Source organism: Gluconacetobacter azotocaptans (assembly GCF_014174355.1).
GTDB classification, from domain to species: Bacteria; Pseudomonadota; Alphaproteobacteria; order Acetobacterales; family Acetobacteraceae; genus Gluconacetobacter; species Gluconacetobacter azotocaptans.
The window spans coordinates 155739-182529 of the sequence record NZ_JABEQF010000004.1 but is presented as its reverse complement, the minus strand read 5'-3'; the positions used below and the strand labels follow the sequence as shown (position 1 = coordinate 182529).

The 26791-nt window shown below is 69.5% G+C and carries 25 protein-coding genes; 6 read left to right on the top strand and 19 right to left on the bottom strand.

Annotated elements, in window-relative coordinates; genetic code table 11:
- Nucleotides 1-6: 6 nt before the first annotated feature.
- Nucleotides 7-1404: an MATE family efflux transporter gene (locus HLH34_RS06695; protein ID WP_183118825.1), complete on the bottom strand. Its 1398-nt coding sequence runs from the start codon at nucleotides 1402-1404 to the stop codon at nucleotides 7-9.
- 146 nt (nucleotides 1405-1550) lie between these two features.
- On the opposite strand from HLH34_RS06695, the gene cysS reads away from it, so the two are divergent.
- On the top strand, nucleotides 1551-2912 hold the full coding sequence (gene cysS, locus HLH34_RS06690; RefSeq protein ID WP_183118824.1) for a cysteine--tRNA ligase: 1362 nt from the start codon (nucleotides 1551-1553) through the stop codon (nucleotides 2910-2912).
- Nucleotides 2909-3703, top strand: coding sequence for an RNA methyltransferase (locus tag HLH34_RS06685; protein ID WP_183118823.1), 795 nt, complete (start codon nucleotides 2909-2911; stop codon nucleotides 3701-3703). The genes cysS and HLH34_RS06685 overlap by 4 nt, the downstream gene beginning before the upstream one ends.
- A 6-nt stretch (nucleotides 3704-3709) precedes the next feature.
- On the opposite strand, the gene HLH34_RS06680 is transcribed toward HLH34_RS06685, so the two are convergent.
- From HLH34_RS06680 to HLH34_RS06650, 7 genes are all read right to left on the bottom strand, one after another.
- The gene (locus HLH34_RS06680) at nucleotides 3710-5008 is read right to left on the bottom strand and encodes a condensation domain-containing protein (RefSeq protein WP_183118822.1); all 1299 of its coding nucleotides are present in this window, start codon (nucleotides 5006-5008) and stop codon (nucleotides 3710-3712) included.
- A complete protein-coding gene (locus HLH34_RS06675; RefSeq protein WP_183118821.1) occupies nucleotides 5005-6258 on the bottom strand; it encodes a glycosyltransferase in 1254 nt (417 codons plus the stop codon). Before HLH34_RS06675 ends, HLH34_RS06680 begins: the two co-directional genes overlap by 4 nt.
- 64 nt (nucleotides 6259-6322) lie before the next feature.
- Nucleotides 6323-6673 (bottom strand): arsenate reductase (glutaredoxin), encoded by a 351-nt coding sequence (arsC, locus tag HLH34_RS06670; RefSeq protein ID WP_183118820.1) that lies wholly within the window; start codon nucleotides 6671-6673, stop codon nucleotides 6323-6325.
- The gene (gene gltX / locus HLH34_RS06665; RefSeq protein WP_183118819.1) at nucleotides 6670-8001 is read right to left on the bottom strand and encodes a glutamate--tRNA ligase; all 1332 of its coding nucleotides are present in this window, start codon (nucleotides 7999-8001) and stop codon (nucleotides 6670-6672) included. The genes arsC and gltX overlap by 4 nt, the downstream gene beginning before the upstream one ends.
- 59 nt (nucleotides 8002-8060) lie before the next feature.
- On the bottom strand, nucleotides 8061-8429 hold the full coding sequence (locus HLH34_RS06660; RefSeq protein WP_183118818.1) for a hypothetical protein: 369 nt from the start codon (nucleotides 8427-8429) through the stop codon (nucleotides 8061-8063).
- A gap of 16 nt (nucleotides 8430-8445) precedes the next feature.
- Nucleotides 8446-9657, bottom strand: coding sequence for a nicotinate phosphoribosyltransferase (locus HLH34_RS06655; RefSeq protein ID WP_183118817.1), 1212 nt, complete (start codon nucleotides 9655-9657; stop codon nucleotides 8446-8448).
- Nucleotides 9658-9672: 15 nt separating this feature from the next.
- Nucleotides 9673-11088: a class II 3-deoxy-7-phosphoheptulonate synthase gene (locus HLH34_RS06650; RefSeq protein WP_183118816.1), complete on the bottom strand. Its 1416-nt coding sequence runs from the start codon at nucleotides 11086-11088 to the stop codon at nucleotides 9673-9675.
- A gap of 327 nt (nucleotides 11089-11415) precedes the next feature.
- On the opposite strand from HLH34_RS06650, the gene HLH34_RS06645 reads away from it, so the two are divergent.
- Nucleotides 11416-11787 carry a hypothetical protein gene (locus HLH34_RS06645; RefSeq protein ID WP_183119006.1) on the top strand — a complete coding sequence of 124 codons (372 nt, stop codon included), beginning with the start codon at nucleotides 11416-11418 and terminating at the stop codon, nucleotides 11785-11787.
- 73 nt (nucleotides 11788-11860) lie between these two features.
- On the opposite strand, the gene gorA is transcribed toward HLH34_RS06645, so the two are convergent.
- On the bottom strand, nucleotides 11861-13261 hold the full coding sequence (gene gorA / locus HLH34_RS06640) for a glutathione-disulfide reductase (protein WP_183118815.1): 1401 nt from the start codon (nucleotides 13259-13261) through the stop codon (nucleotides 11861-11863).
- 47 nt (nucleotides 13262-13308) lie between these two features.
- Complete coding sequence (locus tag HLH34_RS06635; protein WP_183118814.1) at nucleotides 13309-14187, bottom strand: ferredoxin--NADP reductase; 879 nt, start codon at nucleotides 14185-14187, stop codon at nucleotides 13309-13311.
- 240 nt (nucleotides 14188-14427) lie between these two features.
- On the opposite strand from HLH34_RS06635, the gene HLH34_RS06630 reads away from it, so the two are divergent.
- A complete protein-coding gene (locus HLH34_RS06630; RefSeq protein WP_183118813.1) occupies nucleotides 14428-16779 on the top strand; it encodes a helicase-related protein in 2352 nt (783 codons plus the stop codon).
- A 4-nt stretch (nucleotides 16780-16783) separates the two neighbouring features.
- On the opposite strand, the gene serS is transcribed toward HLH34_RS06630, so the two are convergent.
- The 8 genes from serS to HLH34_RS06590 form a co-directional block, all read right to left on the bottom strand.
- The gene (gene serS / locus HLH34_RS06625; RefSeq protein ID WP_183118812.1) at nucleotides 16784-18058 is read right to left on the bottom strand and encodes a serine--tRNA ligase; all 1275 of its coding nucleotides are present in this window, start codon (nucleotides 18056-18058) and stop codon (nucleotides 16784-16786) included.
- A complete protein-coding gene (gene tatC / locus HLH34_RS06620; protein WP_183118811.1) occupies nucleotides 18058-18876 on the bottom strand; it encodes a twin-arginine translocase subunit TatC in 819 nt (272 codons plus the stop codon). Before tatC ends, serS begins: the two co-directional genes overlap by 1 nt.
- 12 nt (nucleotides 18877-18888) lie before the next feature.
- Complete coding sequence (gene tatB / locus HLH34_RS06615) at nucleotides 18889-19479, bottom strand: Sec-independent protein translocase protein TatB (RefSeq protein ID WP_183118810.1); 591 nt, start codon at nucleotides 19477-19479, stop codon at nucleotides 18889-18891.
- Between the two features lie 91 nt (nucleotides 19480-19570).
- Complete coding sequence (scpB, locus tag HLH34_RS06610) at nucleotides 19571-20275, bottom strand: SMC-Scp complex subunit ScpB (protein ID WP_183118809.1); 705 nt, start codon at nucleotides 20273-20275, stop codon at nucleotides 19571-19573.
- Nucleotides 20272-21072: a segregation and condensation protein A gene (locus HLH34_RS06605; RefSeq protein WP_183119005.1), complete on the bottom strand. Its 801-nt coding sequence runs from the start codon at nucleotides 21070-21072 to the stop codon at nucleotides 20272-20274. The genes scpB and HLH34_RS06605 overlap by 4 nt, the downstream gene beginning before the upstream one ends.
- Before the next feature lie 88 nt (nucleotides 21073-21160).
- Entirely contained in the window at nucleotides 21161-22054 is an 894-nt protein-coding gene (locus HLH34_RS06600) for an SPOR domain-containing protein (protein ID WP_183118808.1), read from the bottom strand.
- Nucleotides 22051-23844: an arginine--tRNA ligase gene (gene argS / locus HLH34_RS06595; RefSeq protein WP_183118807.1), complete on the bottom strand. Its 1794-nt coding sequence runs from the start codon at nucleotides 23842-23844 to the stop codon at nucleotides 22051-22053. The genes HLH34_RS06600 and argS overlap by 4 nt, the downstream gene beginning before the upstream one ends.
- Nucleotides 23845-23907: 63 nt before the next feature.
- On the bottom strand, nucleotides 23908-25065 hold the full coding sequence (locus tag HLH34_RS06590; protein ID WP_183118806.1) for a deoxyguanosinetriphosphate triphosphohydrolase: 1158 nt from the start codon (nucleotides 25063-25065) through the stop codon (nucleotides 23908-23910).
- Between the two features lie 128 nt (nucleotides 25066-25193).
- Here HLH34_RS06590 and HLH34_RS06585 point away from each other — a divergent pair, with 128 nt between their 5' ends.
- Together HLH34_RS06585 and HLH34_RS06580 are read left to right on the top strand one after the other, a co-directional pair.
- Nucleotides 25194-25550, top strand: a complete 357-nt coding sequence (locus HLH34_RS06585; protein WP_183119004.1) for a HesB/IscA family protein — start codon at nucleotides 25194-25196, stop codon at nucleotides 25548-25550.
- Nucleotides 25550-26326, top strand: coding sequence for an exodeoxyribonuclease III (locus HLH34_RS06580; RefSeq protein ID WP_183118805.1), 777 nt, complete (start codon nucleotides 25550-25552; stop codon nucleotides 26324-26326). Before HLH34_RS06585 ends, HLH34_RS06580 begins: the two co-directional genes overlap by 1 nt.
- A 48-nt stretch (nucleotides 26327-26374) precedes the next feature.
- On the opposite strand, the gene HLH34_RS06575 is transcribed toward HLH34_RS06580, so the two are convergent.
- Nucleotides 26375-26740, bottom strand: coding sequence for a YXWGXW repeat-containing protein (locus HLH34_RS06575; protein WP_183118804.1), 366 nt, complete (start codon nucleotides 26738-26740; stop codon nucleotides 26375-26377).
- Nucleotides 26741-26791: the final 51 nt, after the last annotated feature.

Here is a 26791-nt window from a genome sequence, read left to right as displayed (position 1 = left end):
ACGATTTCAGGGTCGGGACGCTGACGCCTCGGGCGTCGCAGCCCGCCCGGCGCCGGCCCAGCGATCACCCAGCGACCATGCCGCCCGTGCTCCCAGCATGAGCGACACCGCGACCAGGGCAACGGCGATGCCGCTCCATAATCCGGTGATGCCCATCGACTGATGGAACGCCAGCCACGCCCCCAGGGGAAAACCCACCCCCCAATAGCCGGCGACCGCCAGCACCATCGGCACCACGGCGTCCCCACGTCCCCGCAGCACGCCGCCCAGCACCGCCTGCGTTCCGTCGGCCACCTGCAGGATCGCCGCCGCCAGCAGGCCGGTCATCGCGATTCCGATGCTCTCGTGGTTGGCGGCCACGGCCGGGTCCAGGTAGAAACCCACGATCGGGGCGCGAAAAAGGTAGATCAGGCAACTTACCGTGCCCATCACTAGCATGCTGGTGCCCACCGCCACCCGTGCCGCATGCCGCGCACGCGCCGACTGGCCCGCCCCGGTCCAGAAGGCGACGCGGACATTGGCCGCCTGGCCCAGCGCCATGGTCGCCATGTAGGTCATCGACGTCACGCTCAGTACGACCTGATGGGCCGCCAGGGCATGGGTGCCGAACAGGGCGGCCTGCAGGCTGGTGACCTCGAACAGCATCATCTCGGCCCCCGCCGACGCCATCATCGGCAGGCCCAGACGCAGCAGAAGCCGCATCGTCCCGGGCCGGAGGCGCCATGGCCACAGCATGCCGCGCAGATGCGGCCGCCCATGCACCATGCCCAGCAGCACGAACGCCGCGCCCCACATCGTCAGGACCGTCGCCAGCGCCGAACCCGTCAGCCCCAGTCGCGGCAGCCCCCACAGGCCATGGATCAGGGCTGCGTTCAGCAGGCCGTTCGCCAGGGCGACGACCGGCATCACCCGCAGCAGGATACCCTGCGCGTCGACCGCCGGCAGCACGACATTGACGACACCGGTCCCCAGCAGCGCCGGAGGCACCCCCCACATCAGAATGTGCACGAACGCCGTGACCGGCCCGACGACCGCGTCGGGTTCGTGCATCAGGCGCAGCAACGGCCCGGCCTGGACCAGGATGAACAGGCAGGGCACGCACAGCAGCAGCGCCAGCACCAGCAGCATTGTATGGATGGGCGCGATATCGTCGGTGTCGCCCCGTCCGACCGCCTGGGCGATCAGGACGCCGCCCGCGCCCAGCATCGCCTGAAGCACGGCGAGGACGGTGAAGAACAGGGTGGTGGACAGGCCGCCGATCGCCAGCGCATCGGCGCCCAGCCCCCCCAGCAGAACGCTGTCGGTCACCCCCATGACCATCTGGGCGATCTGCGCCAGGGCGACTGGCCCGGCGATGCGCAGCAGCAGGCGGATTTCGGACGGGGGGGAGACCGGAACAAGCATGCCGGCATCCAAAGCAGATCGGGCACCCGATGGCCAGACGGGCGTCCATACACGGGCCGGGAAATCCCCCCATTCCGCACGTTGCGCCCCGCCGCGCGCACAAGGGTGTTGCGTCCGCCCCGCCGGTGTCGCATCTAGGCGCCATCATGTCCGATACGATGCCGCACCTGGCCCTGCATGACAGCAGAAGCCGCAAGATCGTTCCGTTCGTCCCCCTCGATCCGGGGAACGTGCGGGTGTATTTCTGCGGGCCGACGGTCTACGACCTGGCGCATATCGGCAATCTGCGCGCCATGGTGACGGCCGACATTCTGGTGCGGGTGCTGCGCCACCTGTATCCGCGCGTGACCTATGTGCGCAACATCACCGACGTCGACGACAAGATCAACGCCCGCGCCCGCGAGAACGGCGAGCCGATCGACGCCCTGACCGCGCGCACCATCCGCGATTTTCACGAAGACCTGGCCGCCGTCGGGATTCTGCCGCCGGATGTCGAGCCCCGCGCCACGCATCATATCGGCGAAATGCTGGACATGATCGCGCGCCTGATCGCCGGCGGCCACGCCTACGAGGCCCAGGGCCATGTGCTGTTCGCGGTCTCGAGCTTCGCCGCCTACGGCGCGCTGTCGGGCCGCAGCCCGGACGACCTGCTGGCCGGTGCCCGCGTCGAAATCGCCCCCTACAAGCGCGATGCCGGTGATTTCGTGCTGTGGAAGCCCTCGGACCCCGACCTGCCCGGCTGGGAAAGCCCATGGGGCCGTGGCCGCCCCGGCTGGCATATCGAATGCTCGGCAATGTCGCACCGCTATCTGGGCGAGAGTTTCGACATCCATGGCGGCGGGTCCGACCTGCTGTTCCCGCATCACGAGAACGAACTGGCGCAGAGCCAGTGCTGCTTTCCGCACGGGCGCTTCGCCAACCACTGGATGCATAACGCCATGCTGCTGGTGGACGGGGAAAAGATGTCCAAATCTCTGGGCAATTTCCTGACGGTTCGCGACGTGCTGCGCGACACGCCGGCCGAGGCGCTGCGCCTGCTGCTGCTGCATGCCCAGTACCGCTCGGTCCTGAATTTCACGCGGGCCGGACTGGCCGAGGCGAAACAGACGCTGGACCGGTTCTATCGCGCGCTGGGCGACGTCCCGGCCGACGCGCAAGGCCCTGTGCCCGAACCCGTCCTGGCGGCCCTGTGCGACGATCTGAACACCCCCCGCGCTCTGGCCGAAATGCACGCGCTGGCCGACCGTGCGCTGGCCGGTGACGGCGAAGCGGCCGCCGGATTGCAGGCGGCAGGCCGGATGATCGGCCTACTGCGGCAGACACCGGACGAATGGTTCCGCGCCGGCGCGGATGTCGATTCCGCCGCCATCGACGCACTGATCGCCGACCGGCTGGCGGCGCGCAAGGCCCGCGACTTCGCCCGCGCCGACGCCATCCGCGCCGAACTGGCGGACCTGGGCATCATTCTGGAAGACGGCCCTACCGGCACAAGCTGGAGGCGCGCATGACCGGCCGTGACGGCGGCGCCGACATCGCGCCCATCGGCAACAGCCCGGTCGTCATTCTGGTCCGCCCGCAGATGGCCGAGAATATCGGCACCACGGCGCGGGCGATGGCCAATGGCGGCCTGTTCCACCTGCGCCTGGTGGCCCCGCGCGACGGCTGGCCGCAGGAACGCGCCTGGCGTTCGGCGTCGGGCGCCGACCGCATCCTCGAGGCCGCCACGGTGCATGACAGCGTCGATGACGCGATCGCCGACCTGCACCATGTGCTGGCCACCTGTCCGCGCCCACGCCACATCGTCAAGACCGTGCTGACCGCGCGGGGCGGCGCCGCCGAACTGCGGCAGGCCAGCCTGCGCGGAATGCGGACCGGCCTGCTGTTCGGCCCCGAGCGGGCGGGCCTGGACAATGAGGACATGGCGCGGGCGGACGCGTTGATCCGCTATCCGCTCAACCCCGCCTTCATGTCGCTGAATCTGTCGCAGGCGGTCATGATCATGGCCTACGAATGGTGGATGGCCGCCGACGCCACGCCGCCCCGCACGCTGATGACCAACGAAACCCATGTGGCCACCAAGGGCGAGCTGGACAATTTCATGCGCCATCTGATCGACGATCTGGATGAGTGCGGTTTCCTGCGCAACGAACAGAAACGCGCCGGCATGGTCCGCAACCTGCGCCACTTCTTCACCCGTGGCGAAGTGACCGAACAGGAACTGCGCACGCTGCACGGCGTGGTCACCGAACTGGCACGCGGCCGCAGATCCCGCCAGGCGAAGGAACAGCCACAGGGCTGAGGGCGGTCAGGCCGCCCAGCCCGAGCGCAGCAACCCATGCGACAGCGGGCGCATGGGGTCGGCCAGCATCGCCAGCGCCCGCCGCAGGCAGGCGGCGACAGCGTCGATGTCGTAGCCGTCGACCTCGGGCCGCGCCATGGCGATAAAGGCGAAATCCGCGTTCAGGGACACGAAGGTCAGGTCCGTCAGCGCGAAGGCCTTCATCGTCTTGAAATGACGGATGGACAATCCACCCAGCCGCAGCGCGTTCGTCCCCACCCCGAACGGATTGAAATGGAATCGCGGCAGCGGCGGCCCGTCATAAAGCCGCCGCAGCAAGGTGGCCGCCGGCAGGCCCTCGTACTCCCGGGCGTGATCCAGCCCCCGGTTCACGGCATTGACCAGATCGCGGACGGTGTCGCCCGGCCGGATGCTCACGCGGACCAGATGGTCGTCGGATAGGAAGCCATACAGGCCCAGCCCCTCGGGCGGCCGGTTGGGATGTGATTCGCTGAAGCCCAGTTCGTCCAGCCCGGTCAGCGCGTGCTGGACCAGCACGAACAGGACGCGGTGCACCTCGGTCACGCTCAGGCCCAGCGCCTGGCAGGCCTGCCGGACGGCCTGCCGGTCCAGACGGACCAGACGATGGACTTCCTCGGGCGACGGAAACACCGTCGGCTGCGCCGGACGCAGGGCCGGGATGGCCGGGGTCAGCCACGCCAGCGCCCGGGCGGTATCGGCGGCGGCGGCGTCGGATTCCAGATAAGCCTCGCGGTCGCGCAGATAGTCCGGCATGCCGACGGCCGGCCGCGACGCCGGACGGTCCACCTTGTACAGCCGGGAAATGGCCCGCAGGAACATCACGATCGACCATCCGTCGACCGCCAGGTGATGGGCGCACAGGATGAACACGTAGCGCGCGGGCGCGCGGCGTACCAGCGTAACGCGGATCAGCGGGTAGTCGGTCAGGTTGAACGGATGCGCGATCGCCGCCCGCACCGCCGCCTTGAACGCGGCGCCGTCGCCCCGGCAGTCCTCGAAATGGAAAGGCACGTCCGGCGAGGCGCAATATTTCGCCGGGTCCTGGTCGGGGCCCGAATAGAAGGCCCGCAATTCGGGGTTGGCCTCGACCACCCGGCCGACAGCGGACCGCAGGGCGTCCACATCGACCTCGCCCCTGATCACAGTGCCGTAGACCAGGTTGGTCTGCGAGGTCGATCCCGAAGGGCCGAAGCGGGTATAGAATCGCGGCAGCAGCACCCGGTCCCGCATGGTCAGCGGCAGGTGGCCGGCGGGGGACGGCACCAGCGCGCCCGCCCCGGTCACGCCACGCTCCGTACCAGTCCGGACGCGGGCACACGGCCGTCCAGGCGGTCCAGCAGCATATCGGCCAGGCCGGCCGTTCCACCCTCGCGCCTCAGGCGCCGGGCCAGTTCCCGCGCCGATCCTGGCGGCAGGGCCTCGGCTTCGGCCACCAGATCGAGCAGATGCGACGCGGACAGCGCCGCCGGCATGGTCGTGACGGCGACGCCCCTGTCTTCCAGCCACTGGGCGTTCGCCGGCTGGTCGAACCCCACGGGCACGACGATCTGCGGCAGGCCGGCCACCAGGGACTGCGACACGATGCCGATCCCGCCATGATGCAGGATGCCGCGCGCCAGCGGCAGCAGGCGGTTCATGTCCGTGCAGGGGGTAGCCACCAGATTGTCCGCCACCCGCTGGAACGGCATGTCCAGGGTCCGGTCGATCAGGATGCAGCGCCGGCCCGACCGACGCGCATATTCGGCGACCACGCTGCGAAAATCGCGGCAGACGACGTTGAGCATGTCCGACGACCCGGGAAAGAAGACCCATGGCGCCGAACCGTCGAGCGCGAACGCCTCGATTTCCGGGACGGCGGTGTCGCTGCTGCCACCCGGAAACGTGCCCTGGATATGCCGCTCGTCCCGCCGCATGGGAACGGTTTCCAGCCAAGCGGGAAACAGTTCCAGGAACGCGTCGTAGGTCATGATGAAATCGCCCCAGAACAGCCGCGCGCCGTCATGGACGGGGGGCGGCAGATCCGGCAGGCCGCAGCCACGGAACGCCGCGCGCATGACCGAATCCGCCACCGGATTTGGGTTCTGGTATCCGATCATGTAAGGGGGGGTGGTCACCATGCCGATAGCCTGCGCGCCCAGGCAGCGGGCGGCCCACAGCGCGCCCACCCCGTGCACCGCCGACAGCACGATGACCGGTTTCGTCCCCGTCCGGACGGCGGTTTCGACCGCCAGGCGATGCGGCAGGAGGGTCGGCGCAATCAGGGATTCGTAAAGAACCGGCTGCTGCCGGTCCAGCACGCGCACGTTGGCGACATCGCGTTCATACTCGTCCTGCCGGCCGAACGTCCGGAAGCGGACGCCCCCGCCCGGCGCATGCGGCGCGAAGGCCGCCTGGGCCATCAGATCGACATCGTGTCCCCGTGCCGCCAGTTCCCGGGCCAGTCCGGCGGCCGGAAGGAAGTCGCCCAGCGTACCGACCGGCAGGACGACGAAATGATAGGATTGCCGCACTGCCTTCGCCCGCTTGCGCCCCATTGCACGCTCGATATGAGCACAGCGCCGCGTCGGGAAACAACGAAATAACGGACCCGCAGGAGCGTCAGAGGATCTCGCGCACCCGTTCCGCCGGGCGGCACAGCCGCACGCCCTGCGGGGTCATTACGAACGGCCGGTTGATCAGGACCGGATCGGCCACCATCGCGTCCAGCAATGCCGCATCGTCCAGCCCGGGGTCGTCCAGGCCCCGTTCGCCATAGGCGGCCTCCTTGCTGCGGATCGCCTCGCGCACCGAAAGCCCGGCCCGCGCGATCACGTCGGCCAGCGTGGCCTGGTCCGGCGGGGTCTGGAGGTAGAGGACGATCGCAGGCTCGATCCCCTCGGCACGCAGCAGGTCGAGCACCTTGCGCGAGGTGCCGCAGCGCGGATTGTGCCAGATGACGACATCGCTCATCGCGCGGCGATCCGCAGGCGCCCAGCCACGCGCGCGCGGCCCATCAGCGGAAGCAGGTCGCGCATCTCAGGCCCCTTTTCCTCGCCCGTCAGGGCCACGCGCAACGGGTGGAAGACCGCCTTGCCGGTCCGGCCGGTCGCCTCGCGCAGGGCCGTCGTCCAGCCTTTCCAGGTCTGCGCGTCCCACGGTTCGTCCGGCAGCAGCGCCAGGGCCTGCAGCAGATATTCCTTTTCGTCGTCCAGCACCGGCGGGACGATCGTGCCCGCGACGACATCCCACCAGTGGCGCAGCTCCGAAACCATGTCGACATTGCCCCGGACGGCCAGCCAGAAGGCCTCGGTCGCGCCCTCGGGCAGGCGGGCGCGCACGGCCTCGAAGGACGTCTGGTGCATGATCCGGCGGTTCAGCGCCAGAAGCTGCCGCATGTCGAACCGCGCCGCCGACCGCGACACCCGCCCCAGGTCGTACCCGGCGGCCAGTTCGTCCATCGACAGCGGGGCCGGGTCGTCCGCGCTGCCCAACCGCGCCAGGTAGGACACCACGGCCTCGGGCTCGATCCCGTCCTGGCGCAGGGCGCGGATCGACAGCCCGTCGAAGCGCTTCGACAGCTTACCCCCGCCCTCGTCAAGCAACAGCGGCAGATGGGCGAACGCGAAGCGGTCGGGCCGTGCGCCCAGCGCCTGTGCAATGTCGATCTGCACCCCGGTATTCGTCACATGGTCCTCGCCGCGGACCACATGGGTGATGCCGGTTTCGATATCGTCGACGACCGACGCCAGCGTGTACAGCACCGTACCGTCGGCCCGCACCAGAACCGGGTCCGAGATCGCCGTCAGCTTGACCTGCGAGCGCCCCATCACCAGGTCGTTCCACGTCACGATGCTGTCGGACAGGCGGAAGCGCCAGTACGGCACCTTGCCGTTGGCCTCGGCCTGCGCGCGCTGTTCGGGCGTCATGCGCAGCATCGCCCGGTCATAGATCGGGGGCTTGCGCATGCGAATCCGGGCCTCGCGCTTGGCGGCCAGTTCCTGCTCGCTCTCGAAACACGGATACAGGCGGCCGGAAGCCTTCAGCCGTTCGATCGCCAGCGCGTAGCGGTCCAGCCGGTCGGATTGCCGGACGTACTCGTCCCAGCCGATTCCAAGCCACGCCAGGTCGGTGCGCAGGGCCTCGACATAATCCTCGCGCGAGCGGTCGCGATCGGTATCGTCGATGCGCAGCAGGAACGAGCCGCCGTGGCGGCGGGCGAACAGGGCGTTGGCAATGGCCTGCCGGGCATTGCCAACATGGATCAGGCCCGTCGGGCTGGGCGCAAAACGGAGTTTCATGCCGCCTTATATGCGTCGGCGCCGGCCGAAAGACCAGCCATGCGCGACGCGGCGCGGGACTATTCCTCCAGCTCGTCGTCCTGATCGCGGCGGGGGTCGAGCGCGCGCCAGTCGCGTTCCATCTCCGACGCCGCATGGGCGGTGAAATCGTCCAGTTCGTTCGCCGAACGCCAGCCGTTCTCCCCGGCTTCGAGCACCTCGGCGTCCTCGCCGAAGGCGAACCAGGCCGACAGCACGTCGCGCGGCGACGCCCCGGGCACGCGGCAGCGTTCCACGCTGTCGCGCACATAGGCGCGGGCGAAGGCGTTGGCGTGGATCAGGTCGGGGAAGCCGCCGACCTCCTCGACGATATTGTCCTCGGCCCCGCCGGACAGGTCCAGGATCCTGACCCGCCAGCCGCCCTCGGGCGCAAAAAGGGATTCCGTCAAAAGCAGACCTTCCGTGTCACGATGCGCTCTCGCGCGCCGGAACCGCCCGGTCGCGCGCCTTGCGCAGCAGAAATTCTCGCCCGATCTTCACCCGCGCCTCGCCGTCATAGGACACGACATCGGCGGTGGCATAGGTCTCGGACCAGCGGTCGGGAATGAACGATCCTGTGCCCACCAGATCGATCGGCGCGTGGGCATCCGCCATGGACAGGCATTTTTCCACGCTGAAACCGGACGAGACGATGATGCGCACCTTGGGGAAGCCGGCCGCGTCCAGCGCCTCGCGCATGCGCCAGATGGCGGCGGCCGATACGCCGGTGCCCACCAGGTGGCGCAGTTCGGTTTCCGAGCGGTAGCGGCGGATAGTGCCCGGCGTGTTGCGTTCCAGCGCCGCGTAGGACAGCTGGGGGTCCAGCCCTTCCAGGAAGCGCCCGCCATGCGTGTCCAGCCGCACGCCCACGCGCCCGGCGGCGGCCAGATCGGGAAAGGCCCGGCAGACCTCCAGCGCGTCGGTGATCTCGCGCCCGAAATAATCGACCAGCACCACCAAGTCGGCCTCGGGATAGGTGGAATGGAACATCTCGGCCGCACGCAGGGTGGATCCGGCATAGCCCACCAGGGCGTGCGGCATGGTGCCCAGGCCCCGTCCGTCGCCGAAGAACCCCGCCGTCGCGTCGTTGGCGCCGCCGACAAAGCCCAGCGCCCCCTCGCGCTGCGCCGCCCGGCTGCCGACCGAGGCGGCATAGGCCATCTGTTCCTGCATCTCGAAGCCCGCGCAATGACGGGCCTCCATGGCCATGAACCGCGCGCCCGGCAGGGCCATGGCCATCTGGTAGGCATTGAGGGCGGCGACGCAGGGCGGCCCCAGCTTCTGCAGCAGCAGCGTTTCCAGATCCGCCAGGGCGACGAACGACCCGGTGATGTAGATCAGCGGCTCGCCCGCGCCGACCCAGGCGCCTTCGGGGAACATGATGTCGTAGGACAGCGAGATCCCGCGGGCGCGGGCCACGCCGTCCAGCCATTCGGTCATCAGCCGGGGGGCGGAGATGACCGGGCGGCGGATGAACAGGGCGTAGGTCACCTGCCGGTCGCCGAAGCGGGTCACGATGTCCCGTGTCCGGTTGAAATAGGCATCGGTCCGCGACCGGATAGTCCCGTCATCCAGGGCCTGGGTGGGGCCGAAGGCGCCTGCGGCGGGCCAGCCCCTGCCGGTATCTGCTGCGGACATCGTTCCTCCGTGCTTTTATGCGGCCTCCATGCCCCCCGTCGCCGACGTGCCGCGCAGGCGCGCCGTCAGTTCCTCGGCCAGCAGGAATGCCATTTCCAGCGACTGCTCCGCATTCAGGCGGGGATCGCAGAAGGTTTCATAGCGCTCACCAAGATCGGCTTCCGTCAAGCGGTGGGCACCCCCCACGCACTCGGTGACGTTCTGCCCGGTCATCTCGACATGCACACCGCCGGGGAAGGCGCCCTCGGCCTCGAACACGTCGAAAAACCCGCGAATCTCGGACAAAATGGCCTCGAACGACCGGGTTTTGACCTTGTTGACGGTCGAAATCGTGTTGCCATGCATGGGATCGCACAACCACGTGACCGTGCGCCCCGACGCCATCACCTGCCGCAGCAGGGGCGGAAGATGCTTGCGCACGCCCTCGGCCCCCATGCGCGAGATCAGCGAAATCCGGCCGGCCTCGTCCTGCGGATTGAGGATGTCCAGCAGGCGCTCCAGATCCGCGATCGTGGTGGTCGGGCCGACCTTGATGCCGATGGGGTTACGCACGCCGCGCAGGAATTCGACATGCGCGCCGTCCGGCTGGCGGGTGCGGTCGCCGATCCAGACGAAATGGGCCGAGCAGTCGTACCATTCGCCCGACGTCGAATCGATGCGGGTCAGCGCCTGCTCGTACGGCAGCAGCAGCGCCTCGTGCGAGGTGTAGAATTCGGTCTCGTCCATCTGGCGCGTGGTCGCGCCGGTCAGGCCGCAGGCCGCCATGAAGGCCAGCGTCTCGTCGATCCGTTCGGCCAGGACGCCGTACTGCTTGGCCAGCGGCGAACGCTCGACGAAGCCGAGGTTCCAGCGATGGACCTGGTGCAGATTGGCGTAACCGCCGCCGGCGAAGGCGCGCAGCAGGTTCATCACCCCGGCCGACTGGAAATAGCCGGTTTCCATGCGCGCGGGATCGGGGATCCGGGCCGCGGCGGTGAAATCGGGACCGTTGACGATGTCGCCCCGGTAGGACGGCAGGGTGACGCCGCCAACGGTCTCCATGTCCGACGAGCGGGGCTTGGCGTACTGGCCGGCCATGCGGCCGATCTTCACGACCGGGACCTTCGCCCCGAACGTCAGCACCACCGCCATCTGCAGCAGCACGCGGAAGGTGTCGCGGACGATGTCGGCCGTGAATTCGCCGAAGCTTTCAGCGCATGCCCCGCCCTGCAGCACGAACGCCTTGCCCTTGGCCGCCAGCGCCAGATTGGCCTTCAGCCGCCGGGCCTCGCCCGCGAAGACCAGGGGCGGATAGCGGCGCAACCGTTCCTCGACCGCGTGCAGCGCCGCCGCGTCGGGATATTCCGGCACTTGTCGGATGGGAAACGACCGCCAGCTCTCCGGCGTCCAGGCCTGCCGGGAAGAACTGTCGTGTGTGTGCATCGCACTCATGGTCGGATCCTAATTTCCTCTGGCTATCCGGCTGCGGCACCCTGTCCGCCGTCAGCCGCCATTTTCCCCTTGCCCGCGCCCCGTCGGCCGGACTTTCATACAGGGGGCAGTCTTTATGTCGAAAAACCCTACCCGACGCAAAGGGATCATGCGCGAATGGCTGCCGTGCCGCGCAAATGGCGCCAAAGCGCGTCTCGCACCTCGCATTTTTGCGGGATCGCCGACATATCTTCCATATGGTGCATGGACGACGCGCGTCACGGTGCCTTAACGCGGCACCGCGCGCATGACATGCTGGATACAGAGCGAACAGAAGGATTACGCATGATGGCCATGCTTCGCACAGGCCTGGTGACAGTGGTGGCCGGCCTCTGCCTAGTCGGTGCCTCCGCCATGGCGGCACCGGCGGACGAGTCGACCCCCCAGACGTCTTCATCCGGTCATGAGGAAGGCGTCGAGGCCCGCAGCGGCGAACACATGACGGTCCAGGGGCGCCGGAGCCTGCCGCCCGGCTACCAGGACGCGCCGTCGATGGAGATGAATCACGGGCCTGACCCGGACCACGAGGCCAACGTGCATCGCGACGCCGTCACCGGCAGCGACCTGTCGCGCTTCGGCAACGCGTATCAGAGCAGCGGCCCCTACGGCCAGGGCCAGCTTGGCGACGCCACCGGCAACGGCTGGGTCACGCCGCACTGAGGACCCCACGTTTCTGAGCCCCCCACGTCTCTGAGCCGATGCGACCGGGCGGTGCCGCCCAGTCGCGCGGATCTCAATCCGTCTGCCGTTCGGTGACGCGGGTGCGGGTGCGCATCGTCACGAATTCCTCGGCCGAAGTCGGGTGGATGCCTACGGTCCGGTCGAAATCGTGCTTGGACAGGCCGGCGGTTACGGCGATGGCCAGGCCCTGCATCATTTCCGGCGCGTCGTCGCCGATCATGTGCGCGCCCACCACCTTCTGGCTGTGCTGATCGACCACCAGCTTCATGATCGTCCGCCGCGCCCGGCCGCTGAGCGTATGACGCATCGGCGTGAACCGCGCGAGGTAGATATCCACCGCTCCGTCACGGGCCGCCTCTTCCTCCGTCAGGCCCACGGTGGCCAGGGGCGGAGAGAAGAACACGGCCTTCGGCGTCGTCGCCAGTGACCAGTCGCGGGGATGACCCGCGCCGAACAGGCGGTCGGCCAGGGTATGGCCTTCGGCAATGGCGACCGGCGTCAGATTATCGCGGTTGGTGACGTCGCCGATGGCATAGATGCCGGGCGCATCCGTCTCGCCGGTCGCATCGACGACGATCCGTCCGCCGCTGGTGGTGCGGACGGCGGTATGTTCCAGCCCCAGCCCGTCGATCTTGGGCCGGCGGCCGGTGGCGAAGAACACGCAGTCGGCCCCGATGCGCCCACCGTCGTCCAGATGGACAACATAGCCGCCCTCGGCCCGCGGGGCGATCGCCGTGGGAGAGCGTCCGGCATGCTGGCGGATACCCCGCGATTCGATGGCGTCGCGGATGCCCGCACGCATGTCCTGGTCGAAACCGCGCAGGGGCAGGTCCTGCCGGTAGACCAGATCGACCGACGACCCCAGCCCCTGGAAGATGCCCGAGAACTCGATGCCGATATAGCCGCCGCCCACGATGCAGACATGCCGGGGCCGGGTTTCGAGGTGGAACGCCTGGTCCGAGGAAATCGCATATCCGATTCCCTCGATGTCCGGCAGGTCGGGGGTCGAACCGGTGGCGATCACGATCCGCTCGGCCGTCACGCGGCGGCCCGGGGCCTCGGGGTCCAGCGGCCCCGGGCCGATCAGCAGCGTGTGCGCGTCCTCGAACCGCGCGGCGCCGGTAAACAGCGTCACCCCGGTCTTCTCCAGCATCGAGACGTAGATGCCGTTCAGCCGCGCGATCTCGCGGTCCTTGGCGGCAATCAGGGCCGCCCAGTCGTGATGGCCCCGCGCCGTGTCCCAGCCGAAGCCATGGCTGTCATCGGCCAGATCGCCGTACTCGCTGGCCTGGACCATCAGCTTCTTGGGCACGCAGCCCAGATTGACGCAGGTTCCGCCCCAATGCCGGCTTTCGGCCACAGCCACCCGTGCCCCGTGCCCGGCGGCGATCCGCGCACAGCGCACGCCGCCGGACCCCGCCCCGATCACGAACAGGTCGAAATCATACGCCATCAGGCCATCCCAATCCGCTGCAGTTCCATCCTCGCCCCGCCCGGCGATCAGCGTTCGGCGAACGCCTTTTCGACGACATAGGCGCCGGGGTTGGAATTGTTGCCCTCGTCGAAGCCGCGGGCAACCAGCATCGCCTCGGTATCCGCCAGCATCTCGGGCGAGCCGCAGATCATGACGCGATCATGTTCGGGGTCCAGTTCCGGGATGCACAGATCGGTAAAGATCTTGCCCGATTCGATCAGCTTGGTGATCCGGTCGGTGACGGCGAACGGCTCGCGCGTCACGGCGGGGTAGTACAGCAGCTTGCCCGACACGTCCTCGCCCAGGAATTCGTGCTGCGGCAGTTCGTGGCGGATATGGTTGGCATAGGCCAGTTCGCCGGAAATGCGCACCGTATGGCTCAGGATCACGCGGTCGAAACGCTCGTACACCGCCGGATCCTTGATCAGGCTCATGAACGGGGCAAGGCCGGTGCCGGTGGACAGGAAATACAGATTCCGGCCCGGGCGTAAATTGTCCAGCAGCAGCGTGCCGGTCGGCTTGCGTCCGATCAGCACCTTGTCGCCCGGCTTGACATGGCGCAGGCGCGATGTCAGCGGGCCGTCGGGAACCGCGATGGACAGGAATTCCATCTGGTCCTCGTAATTGGCGCTGGCGATGCTGTAGGCGCGCAGCAGGGGCTTGCCCTCGACCTCGATGCCGATCATCGCGAACTGGCCGTTCTCGAACCGCAGGCCGGCGTCGCGGGTGGTGGTGAACGTGAACAGCCGGTCCGTCCAGTGATGGACGGTCAGCACCGTTTCGGCGTTCAGGTGGCCGTAGGTCTTGGTCGGCGCGGCAAGATGATACACGCCGGCCTCGCCCGCGACGGGCTCCAGACCGGTGGGGACGGTCTCGGTGGCTGGCATGGTCAACGTATCGGACATGACGTCGCATTCTCCCGGCTGGTCAGGGATTTACAGAAGGCCACGACCCGTGGCGGACGCCCCGTTCGTGCAAGAGGGACAGATGTTTAAGCGCCCCAAGCCGCCGATGCCAGCACAAAACCGTCATCGGGGGTTGAGCGCCGGGCAGGTCAGGCCTTCGCGCGCGTGCCAGGGCGCGGGCTTCCACGGCCGCTTCACGCGACGATTGTTCCGGCGCGCCGGATGGCGCACATACCACATATGACATCCGATTCACCCGCCCGCACCGCCGTCGACGCCGCCATCGCCGCGACCGGCCTGACCGTCGAGACACGCGAACTGCCGAAGCTGGAGCGCACTGTCGCCCGCGCCCTGTCGCCGGGGCAGGACCGGGTGGACGAGGCGACGTTCCGCGCGGCCCTGTGCGCCGTCCGGCGCAAGCCGTGGGGATCGCGCCTGATGGACCTGACCCGCCGCAAGGGCCAGGTCTGGATCACCCGCGCCGATACCGAGGCCGCGGCCGCCACCGTCGATGACCCGCAACCCGACGACGACCGCCTGTTGCGCGCCCTGGCGCCGGTCGTCCACGCCCGCCTGCGCGCCACCGCCGCCTCGCCCGAGACGGTGCTGGAGACGATCCGCGCCGACCTGTTCGACGGCACCGGCCGCGTCCTGTCCCCCACCGAGACCGAGGACCTGTCCCGCGCCATCGCCGCGGCCTTCGACCTGGCGCCGGAGGGCGGATTTGTCGAAGCCGTCCGGCGGACGGCCGACGCCCGCCAGCAGGAACACGACAGCATCGAGCAGGAGGCCCGCGCCCGCCGGCGCGAGGAAGTGCGCCGCCTGCGCGAATGGGAAGCAAGCCTGGTTCCCTTCGCCGAGGTGCCGCGCCTGCTGCGGTGTTCGCAGAACGAGGCGCTGCGCTGGATCGCCGAGAACCGCCTGCCGGTCGCCCGGCGCGTGCCGCAGAAGAACGGTACCGAACGCTGGGAATTCGACCCGCGCGAACTGATCGCGCTGCGCACGCAACTGCCGCTGTGGCGGGGTGAATCCCCGGCCCCCGGCGCGCCCCTGGTGCCGGACGCGGGCACCCGCAAGGTGGGCAACGCCGTCATTGCCCGCGTGGCGGCGCTGGACCGCTATGCCGCGCATTTCAAGACCGCCCGCGCGCTGAAGCGGCGGATCACGCTGGTGACCGGCCCGACCAACAGCGGCAAGTCCCATACCGCGCTGGACGCCCTGGCACGCGCGGAAAGCGGCATGGCGCTGGCCCCGCTGCGCCTGCTGGCCCACGAATTCCGCGAGGCGCTGACCGCGCGCGGCGTCCCCACGTCGCTGGCCACCGGCGAGGAACGGATCGACATCCCCGGCAGCCGCCATCTGGCCGCGACCGTCGAGATGTGCCCCCTGCATAACCCCGTGGACGTCGCCGTCATCGATGAGGCCCAGATGCTGACCGACCCCGACCGGGGCGCGGCCTGGACGGCGGCCATCATGGGCGCGCCGGCGCGGCACCTGTTCGTGCTGGGCGCGCCGGACTGCATTCCCATGGTCCGCCGGATCGCCGAACTGTGCGGGGACCCGCTGGACGAGGTCCATCTGGAACGCAAGGGGCCGCTGGTGACCGCCCCCGACCCGGTGCGGTTGCAGGACCTGCGCCCGCACGACGCGCTGATCGCCTTTTCCCGGCGCGAGGTACTGGACCTACGCGCGGCCCTGCTGGCGCGCGGCCGCCACGTAGCCGTGGTCTATGGCGCGCTGAGCCCCGAGGTGCGCCGGGCCGAGGCCCAGCGGTTCAACAGCGGGGCCGCCGATATCCTGATCGCGACCGACGCCATCGGCATGGGCCTGAACCTGACCATCCGCCGGGTCATCTTCACCGCCCTGCGCAAGTTCGACGGTACGCAGACCCGCGACCTGAACGCGCAGGAGGTCAAGCAGATCGGCGGCCGCGCCGGGCGCTACGGCAAGCATGAACAGGGGATCGTCGGCGTGCTGGCGGGCGCGGGCAGTGCCGCCTTCGTGCGGAGCATGCTGGCCGCGCCGCCGGCCGAACTGACCGACCTGCGCCCGCAGGTGCAGCCCGATGCCGACATCATCCAGGCCGTCGCCGCCGAGATCGGGTCGGAAAGCCTGTTCGGCGTCCTGGCGCGCATCCGTCGCGCGGTGCTGCGCCGCGACGATCCGAACTACCGCCTGGCCAACATGGAACAGGCCTTCGCCATCGCCACGGCGCTGGAAGGCGTGACGGGCCTGAGCCTGGCGCAGCGCTGGGTCTATGCCATGTGTCCGGTGGACGACCGCGACAACGGCATCCAGCGCCTGGTCCACTGGGCGGCGGACCATGCCGCGGGCCGGCCGGTCGTCCCGCCGGGGCCGGGCCGCCTGCCCCCGGCCGACCGGGCCGAACGGGTGGAGCTGGAACGGGCCGAGAAACGCCACAAGCGGCTGGTGGCCTGGCGGTGGCTGTCCCTGCGCTTCCCCGACGCCTACCTGGCGCGCGAGGACGCCGAGGACGCGACCGCGCGGCTGAACGACTGGATCGAGGACGTCCTGCGCCAGCAGAGCAGCCGCGCCCGCGAAAACCCCCGCGCCGCCCGGGCGCGATCCTGACCCCCTACGCGGCGCGAATGACGTCCAGCCCGCCCATGTAGGGACGCAGGGCCTGCGGGACGGTGATGGTGCCGTCCGCGTTCTGGTAATTTTCCATCACCGCGATCAGGGTCCGGCCGACGGCCAGGCCCGACCCGTTCAGCGTATGGGCGAACACCGGCGCCCCGCCGTCGGCCGGACGGACGCGCGCGTTCATGCGCCGTGCCTGGAAATCGCGCGTGGTGGAACAGGACGAGATCTCGCGCCAGGCCTGCTGGCCCGGCAGCCAGGCTTCCAGGTCGAAGGTCTTCGCAGCCCCGAACCCGGTGTCGCCCGCGCACAGCAGCATCCGGCGGTACGGGATATCCAGCCGTTCCAGCACGGTTTCGGCGCAGCGGGTCATCCGCTCGTGCTCGGCATCGCTGTCCTCGGCGGTGGTGATCGACACCATCTCGACCTTCTGGAACTGGTGCTGGCGCAGCATGCCGCGCGTGTCGCGCCCGGCCGCCCCGGCCTCGCTGCGAAAGCACGAGGACAGCGCGACCAGCCGTCGCGGCAGGCTGGCGGCCGGCAGGATGTCGCCGGACACGCTGGCCGTCAGCGGGACCTCGGCCGTGGGGATCAGCCACCGCCCGTCCTCGGTCCGGAAGGACTGGTCGGCGAATTTCGGCAGCTTGTCGGTGCCGAACATCGCGGCCTCGTTCACCAGCACCGGCACCACCGTCTCGGTGTAGCCGTTTTCCTGCGTGTGCAGGTCCAGCATGAACTGGCCCAGCGCGCGTTCCATCCGCGCCAGCGCGCCGCGCAGCACGACGAACCGCGCGCCCGACAGCTTGGACGCGGTTTCGAAATCCATCAGGCCCAGCGCCTCGCCCAGCGCATAATGCTCGCGGGGTTCGAAGGAGAATTCCCGCCGCTGGCCCACCTGATGGACGACGACGTTGCCGGCCTCGTCCGCGCCGTCCGGCACCGATGCGTCCAGTCGGTTCGGCAGCACGACCAGGATGTCGCGGATTTCGGCATCCAGTTCGCGGGACTGGATTTCCAGCCCTTCCATCTCGTCGCGCAGGCGCGTGCCTTCGGCCTCGAGGTCGGTGGTGTCGTCACCGGCGCGGCGCAGGGTAGCGATCTCGCGGGACAGGGATTTGCGTCGGGCCTGCTTCTCCTGCAACGCGGTCACGGCGGCGCGCCGGTCCTCGTCCAGGCGGACCACCCTATCGGCCACCGCTTCCTCGCCCCGACGGGCCAGCGCCGCGTCGAAGGCGGCGGGATCGGCGCGCAGGGCCCGAAGATCATGCATCAGTTTTGCTCCGCTTCATCATCGTCCAGCCGCCGGGGTTCGACCAGGCGGGCACAGAAAATGGAAATTTCGTACAGGCCGATCAGCGGCACCGCCAGGCCGGTCTGGGTGATGACGTCCGGCGGCGTCAGGATCGCCGCCGCCACGAACGCGCCGACATAGGCATAGCGCCGCACCCGCTTCAGCGAGGCCGACGTCACGATCCCGACCTTCGCCAGCAGGGTCAGCACCACCGGAAGCTCGAATGCGATGCCGAACGCCATGATCAGCTTCATCACCAGCGCCAGATATTCCGACACCTTGGCCTGAAGCTGGATCTGCAGGCCGTCCTGCCCGTCGGCGGTCTGGAACGACAGGAAGAATTTCCACGCGAACGGGAAGACGAAATAATAGGCCAGCGCCGCCCCCAGGACGAACATCACCGGCGTCGCCACCAGGAACGGCAGGAAGGCGCGCTTTTCGCTGCGGTACAGGCCGGGTGCGACGAACATCCACACCTGCACGGCCACCATCGGGAAGGACAGGAATGCCGCGCCGAAGATGGCGACCTTGATGTAGGTGAAGAACGCCTCGTACAGCGCGGTGTAGATCAGATGCGGCTGTTCGCCCTGCTGGCGCATCACCTCGCCCAGCGGACGGGCCAGGAACAGATAGATCCGCGCCGAAAAATGATAGCACAGCAGGAAGCACAGGGCGAAGGTGACGGTCGACCACAACAGGCGGCGACGCAGTTCGACCAGATGTTCCAGCAGCGGCATCGGCTGGTCGTTGATCGGATCGTCGTTCAGAGCCGTGTCTCCGGGCTTGCGTTGGTCCATCGCGTTCGGGCCTCAGCCTTCGGCCGGATGCGTGGCCGAAACCCGCCGCGCGCCATGCATCACCCGTACCGGCGGCAGGAAGGCGGGCGGGCGCAGGCGCGCGCGTTCGCCCGCCAGGCGCCGCCCCACCGACGGCGGCAGCAGCGCAGGCGGCGGCCCATCGTCGGCCAGCGGGGGAAAGGCGGTTTCGGCGTACGAGGCCACAGGCGTGGCGTAGCCGTACTCGTGCAGGCCGCCCGGATCGAAGGCGGGGGCGCTGTTCAGCGGCGTACTGTCGGGAATCGGGGTCCGGCGCGGTTCTGTCGCAGTGTCCAGCGGCGATTCGTCGATGGCCCGCCGGATGGTCCCGTCGCCGTCGATCGCCTTCATGAGCTGGTTGCGGACATTGAACCGGCGCATGCGGTTCATCCCGTCGCGCACTTCGGTCAGATCGGCGTCGCGCACCATCTCGTCCACATGCGACTGGAATTCCGCCGCCAGCTTCCGGCCCTTCTTGATCAGGCCGGTGACGGTACGGATGGCCACCGGCATGTCCTTGGGGCCGATCAGCAACAGGCCGACGACACCGATCAGGGCCATTTCAGACCAGGCGAAATCAAACATGGTGGCCCAGGGCCTCCTGCCCTGCCGGACGACCCCCGCGACGGCGAACGTCAGGCGGCATCGGGTAACACGAAAACAGGATGGACACCTATCACGGCGCAGGCTGGTCGGAAACCGCCCCGTCAACGTCGGCCTCGTCCACGGGTGCCGGAGCCGCGCGTTCCCGCAGGCCGGGGTTGTCCGGCACATCGACCAGCAATTCCTCGCGCCGGGGCAGGTCGCGCAGGTCGCGCAGGCCGAAATGCCGCAGGAAATCGGGCGACGTGCCCCACAGGATCGGCCGGCCGGGGACCTCCTTGCGGCCGCGCGGGACGATCAGGGCGGCCTCCAGCAGCGTGTCCAGCACCTGCTGGCTGAGCGACACGCCGCGAATTTCCTCGATATCCGCGCGGGTGCAGGGCTGATGATAGGCGACGATGGCCAGGGTTTCCATCGTGGCGCGCGCCAGCCGCCGGGGGCGATGCAGCACCTTGGTCAGGCGCGGCGCCAGATCCGCCACCGTGCGGAACTGCCAGCCGCCCGCGATCAGCACCGGCGCGACGCCCCGGCCCGCGTACAGCCCCACCACCGCCTCGATCACCCCGCGCACATAGGCGGCCAGATCCTCGACCTCCGCCGGGATTTCGCCCTGGGCCTCCAGCAGGTCGGCGATGGCGCGTTCGGGGACCGGATCGGGGCTGGCGAAGATCAGCGCCTCGACCAGCCGGACCGGCAGCGGGACCGCCGCGCCCCCGCCGGCCTGCGCCGGCGCCGAGGTGTCGGCGGGGAGATGACCCGGCACGTTGTCGTTCGTCATTCCGCCGCGTCCATCCGGTCCATGTCCCCATCGTTGGCGGCGCCGGCCGCCGGGTCGCTGGGGCGCAGCATGATCCGGCCGAACTGTTCGTCCTGGCGCAGTTCGATCGCGCCGTTCCGAGCCAGTTCCAGCCCGGCGATCAGCGTTCCCGCCATCGCCGCGCGGCGCAGGCGCATGCGTTCGGCCTCGTCGGCCGCGTCGATGCCGGGCCCGGCGTCCGGCAGGAAATTATCCAGTTCGCACCAATCGGGCACGGCCTCGGCGCCCAGCAGCCGCTGCAACCGCGACAGCGCATCCTGCACCGTCCAGAACAGCAGGCGGCGCGGCTGATAGACCCGCTTGCGCGCGGTGCGCCGCATGGCCGCCATGTAGGCGCCCATCAATTGCGACAGATCCAGCGCCAGGCCCGACCGGTCGATTTCCGTCAGGTCCTCGCGCGCGCCACGGGCGAAGACGTCACGGCCCAGTTGCGGCCGCGCCGCCAGCCATTCCGCCGCCTGGCCGATGCGCGCCAGTTCCACAAGCCGCGCCTGCAGCAGGCCAGCGGCTTCCTCGGCGTCGGCGGCCTCGCTTTCCTCGGCCGGCAGCAGCAGCCGCGATTTCAGCCAGGCCAGCCAGGCCGCCATCACCAGCCAGTCGGCCGCCAGTTCCAGCCGGATGCGCCGGGCCGATTCCACGATGGCCAGATACTGTTCGACCAGACGCAGGATCGAGATCCGCGCCAGATCGACCTTCTGCGCGCGGGCCAGGTCCAGCAGCAGGTCCAGCGGGCCGTCGAACCCGTCCAGATGCAGCATGGGCGAGGTCAGGCCCTCGGGCAGGTCGAACCCCTCGCCTGCCCCCTCGCCCCGGGTCGCGGATCCCTGCGTCACGAACGCCGCCGCCTCAGAACCCGGCCAGGGTGCAGGCCAGACCGTTCAGGCGCACATGTTCGCAGAACGACGTCGCCTGCGCGATGCTGGCGAACCCGCGGGTGCGCAGGCGGTAGAACACCGCGCCGCCACGTTCCGTCCGCTCGACGATCGGGGTGCGGCTGGCGAACAGGTCCGGATATTGATGGACCAGACGCGCCCATTCCTTCTGCGCGGCCTCCTGGGAATCGAGAGCAGCCAACTGAACGCCGTACTTTCCGCCGGCGGGCACGGCCGCGTCAGGCGGGGCGGGCACCGGGGCAGCCGGCTGCTGCGCCGCCGGGGTCGAAGCCGCCGGGGCGGATGGCGGGGCGACGGGGGGCGTCGCGGGCGGTGCCTCCGGCGCGGGGGAAGCCGTCGGCGCAGGCGGAGTCACGGGCCCGGCCGACGGCACGGGGGCCGGCGCCGGGGCAGACGCGCTGCCGGGCGACGGCGCCCCGTACTGTTGGGCCAGCGCGTCGGGACGCGGCTGTTCCGGCCCGGGGGCCAGGCGCGCGACCGCCCCGTCATCGCCCGTCGGCGCATCCGCGCCCAGTACCTGCATTCCGCCCGGATCGAGCGGCCGGACGCGCACCGGCCCCGGCGGCGGCCCAAGGACCGGAATGCCGGATTGCTGATGCCCCATCAGGACCCAGCCGCCGATGGCCAGCACCAGCAGCCCGCCCAGCCCGGCCGCGCCATAGGCCAGCCGCCGCGTGGCGGGGTCGGAGCCCAGAAACCCGTGCAGGATCCCGGCTGCCCTATGGCCGGCCGAGGGGGGACGGTCGCGGACGGGCGGTTCGTCGTCGTAATCGGCGCTCATGCGTTCGCGTGCGCGGGTCAGGCGTTCCGCGTAGGGGTCTCGGCCGGAAGGGTCCGAATCTGTCATCGCATTTCCTCGACCGGCTCCACGCCCAGCACGGCCAGGCCCGAGCGGATCACCGTGGCCGTCGCTTCGACCATCGCCAGTTTCGTCCGCGTGGCCTGCGGATCGTCCTCTTGCAGGAATCGCAATGTCGCATCATCGCGGCCGCGATTCCACAATGTATGGAAATCCGCCGCCAGTTCGCCCAGATAGAACGCGACCCGGTGCGGCTCCTTCGCCTGGGCCGCTCCTTCGATCGTGCGCGGCCACTGGGCCATGCGGCGCAGCAGCGCCAGTTCGACGTCCGACTCCAGCCCGTCCAGCGGCGCCTCGGCCAGCGCCACCGGGGTGATGGCGTCGGCCCCCAGCATCTCCTGCGCCGCGCGCAGCACCGAGCGGCAACGGGCATGGGCGTACTGGACGTAGAACACCGGATTGTCGCGCGTCTGGGCCACCACCTGATCCAGGTCGAATTCCATCTGGGCGTCAGCCTTGCGCGTCAGCATGGTGAAGCGCACGGCGTCACGCCCGACCTCGTCGATCAGGTCGCGCAGGGTGACGAAGGTGCCCGCGCGCTTGGACATGCGCACCGGCTGGCCATCACGCACGATCCGCACGATCTGGCACAGCAGCACGTCGAGGTCGGGTTTGCCCGCCTTGCCCGCCAGCGCCTTCACCGCCGCCTTCATGCGGGTGACATATCCCCCGTGATCGGCGCCCCAGACGTCGATCAGCACATCCGCGCCGCGGCGGATCTTGTCGTCGTGATAGCCGATATCGTTGGCGAAATAGGTGTTCGATCCGTCCGACTTGCGCAGCGGGCGGTCGACGTCGTCGCCGAACGCGGTGGAACGGAACAGGGTCTGGGGCCGGGCCTCCCAATCGTCGGGCAGCTTGCCCTTAGGGGGCTCCAGCACGCCTTCGTACAGCAGCCCCAGCGCGTCAAGGCGGCCGATCGCGCGGTCGGTCATGCCGTCGGCCAGGATCTGCGCCTCGCTGGTAAAGACGTCGTGACGCACGCCCAGCGCTTCGAGGTCCTCGCGGATCATCCGCATCATCTCGGCGACGGTGAAGGATTTCACGGTCGCGAACCACGCATCGACCGGGGCGGCCACCGCCCCCGTGGCCGCCAGGCCGGTGCCGTGCAGTTCGGCCAGCGCCTGGCCGACCGGCACCAGGTAGTCGCCGCCGTACTGGATCCCGCCCGGCACCAGGGCCGCGAACGCTTCCTCGTCCATCGGGGTGCCGATGGCCTGCAGGTAGCGCCAGTAGGCCGCCCAGGCGAGCGCCGAAACCTGCGCGCCGGCGTCGTTGATGTAATATTCCTTGGTGACGTCGTACCCGGCCTTCAGCAGCAGGTTGGCCAGCGCGTCGCCCACCACCGCGCCACGGCAATGGCCGACGTGCATCGGCCCGGTGGGGTTGGCCGAGACGTACTCGACATTCACCCGGACCCCCTGCCCGATCGCGCCGTCGCCGTACGATTCCCCCGCCCGCAGCACGTCCGACACGACCGACCGCAGGATCTCCGCGTCCAGCGTCAGGTTGACGAAGCCCGGCCCGGCGGGCTCGGCCTTGGCGATGCCCGGCACCGCGACCAGCGCCGCCGCCAGTTCGGCCGCGATCTCGGCCGGGCGGCGGCGGGCGATCTTCGCCACCAGCAGCGCCGCGTTGGTCGCCATGTCGCCATGGGCCGCGTCGCGGGTGGGCGTCAGTTCCACGCGGGCCGCGACCTCGTCCGGCAGGTCGGGCACGATGCGCCGCACGGCCTCCTGCACATGCGAGAGATAGCGGACGAACAGGCTGTCTGACATGCGATGCGGTTTCCCAAAAAGCCGACGAATAAAGAATGGGTGGGCGAAGAACGATTGGGCGTTTCAGCCCGGCACGGACAGATCCGTCAACCGCCGATGTTCCTCCATCGCGAATCGGTCCGTCATTCCGGCTATATAATCCGCCACGACCCGGCGCGCACCGGCGGGGTCGGTGGCCTGCGCCTGCTGGCGCCACCCGTCGGGCAGCAGGGACACATCCTGCGCCAGGATCGAGAAGATCGATTCGACCGCCATCCGCGCCTTACGCGTCATGCGGTTCACCCGCCAGTGGCGATACAGACGGGCGTAGAGGAAGGTCCGGATCGCCCCGTTGTCGCGGGCCATGGGGGCGCTGTACGCCACCACCGGCCGTCCCGCGCGCCGCACGTCGTCGGTCGAAGCCGGGGCCAGCTCGTCCAGATTGCGCCGCGTCTGTTCCCTCAGGTCCACCGCCAGCGCGTTGATGACCCGGCGGATGGTCTCGTGCCGCAGGCGGGCGTCGACATCCAGGTCGGCCGCCCCGGCCAGCCCGCGCACCTGGGCCAGAGCCGGCCCCACCACCGGCAGATCGACCAGGTCGGACAGATGCAGCAGGCCGGCGCGCAGCCCGTCATCCAGGTCGTGGGCGTGGTAGGCGATGTCGTCGGACATCGCCGCGACCTGCGCCTCGACCGAGGCGTACTGGCCCAGATCCAGCCCCAGCCGGTCCGCGTAATCGGCGATGTAGCCGGTGGGATGATCGACCGGGCCGTTATGTTTCACCAGGCCTTCCAGGGTCTCCCACGTCAGGTTCAGCCCGTCGAAGGCGAAATACCGCCGTTCCAGCTTGGTCACCTGGCGCAGCGTCTGGGTGTTGTGATCGAACCCGCCCCAATCGCGCATCGCCGCCGCCAGCGCGTCCTCGCCGGCATGGCCGAAGGGCGTGTGGCCCAGGTCGTGCGCCAGGGCCAGCGTTTCGGTCAGATCCTCGTCCACCGCCAGGCTGCGGGCGATCGACCGGGCGATCTGCGAGACCTCCAGCGAGTGGGTCAGGCGCGTGCGGAAGAAATCGCCCTCGTGATTGACGAAGACCTGCGTCTTGTACTGCAAGGTCCGGAATCCCGCCGAATGCAGCACGCGGTCGCGGTCCCGCTGCCAAGGCGTGCGGGTGGGGGCCTCGGGTTCGGGGTACAGACGACCCCGGGCGGTGCCAGTCTGGACAGCGTACGGTGCGATGCTCATATATACCCCAATCCCGCACGGGCGGCGGCTCCGACATCGGATGCGCCGGGCACGCCCCCGTCGATAACCCGCCCGGCGCCACAAGGCCAGCATGCCCTGGTCCGGCCGGACCGACGATGGTGATCCGAATGGACATGCCCCCCTCCGCCTTCAGCGTTTCGCCCGAGGCCGCCAGCCGACTGGAAGATATCGTCGCATCCCAGCCCGCCGCCGCGGGGACCGACCCGCAGGGCCTGCGCGTGGCGGTACTGGCCGGCGGATGCAACGGGTTCCAGTACAGCTTCGCCCTCGATGCCGACACGCGCGCCGACGACACGGTCATTCCGGCGGGACGTGCGCGGGTGCTGGTCGATCCGGCCAGCCTGGACCTGCTGGCGGGGGCGGAACTGCATTTCACCGATTCGTTGATGGGGGCACATTTCACCGTGCGCAACCCCAACGCGACCTCGTCCTGCGGCTGCGGCACCAGCTTTTCCATCGACTGATGAAAATCGCCTCCTGGAACGTCAATTCCATCCGCCAGCGCCAGCAGCATGTGCTGGACTGGCTGGACCGTGAAAAGCCCGATCTGGTGGGCTTGCAGGAAATCAAGTGCGAAACCGCCGCCTTCCCGGCCGAGGCATTTCGCGAAGCGGGCTACGAAAGCGTCGTCGTCGGGCAGAAAAGCTATAACGGCGTCGCGATCCTCAGCCGCCTGCCCTTCGAGGTCACGGCGCAGGGCCTGCCCTTCCTGGACGACGATGCCCCGCAGGCGCGCTATGTCGAGGTCCGGGCCGCCGGGCTGGTGTTCGGCAACCTGTATCTGCCCAACGGCAATTCCGGCGGCAGCATCGGCTACGCCGCCAAGCTGGCCTTCATGGAGGCGCTGGCGCTGCACGCGCGCGCCCTGCTGGAGGCCGGGACCGATTTCATCCTGGCCGGCGATTACAACGTCTGCCCGACCGACGAGGATTGCGCCCCCGGCGCCCTGCCCCCGACCGACGCCCTGCTGCGCCCCGAAACCCGCGCGGCCTTCCGGCGCCTGCTGTGGCTGGGCCTGACGGACGCGCTACGCGCCCTGCATCCGCACGGCCGTCATTACACCTTCTGGGATTACCAGACGGGCGCGTGGCCCCGCGACAGCGGGCTGCGCATCGACCATGCCCTGCTGTCGCCGCGCGTGGCCGAGCGGCTGCTGGCCGCCCAGCCGGACCGCGACGAGCGCGGGCGCGCCCAGCCATCGGACCATGTGCCCCTGATCGTGGCGATCGAGGACCAGTAAGGCGCTTTCACGCCGTCCAGCCCCCGATTCCGCCTGTTCTGGACGCGATCAGCGCCAGCCCGGACGGATCCAGACCCAGCGCGGTCCGCGCCGCTCCCACCGGCCGGGTCCCCAGCCGCCATGGCCGCCATAGCGAACATAACGTCCCGGCATCCAGGCATAGCCGCCGGGACCCCAGTCCCAGACACCCTGCTGCCAGACCCAGCCCCGCCCGCGTGGCGGCGGCACGGCCTCGTAGCGCACGGCCGGCGGCGGCGGCGGCGACCAGCCCGGCCGCGTGGGTCCATAGCGGTAATACCCGCCCCCGCCCGGATAGGGCTGGGCCTGTGCGGATGACATGTCGTGCCCCACCAGGCCAATTCCTGCGACAATGCCCAGCGCCAGAAGGGCGCGGCGGGCAATCTGCCTCATCATGATAGAAAACCTCCTGCATGCGGGCGGGACAGGGTGACCTCGCCCCGCGCC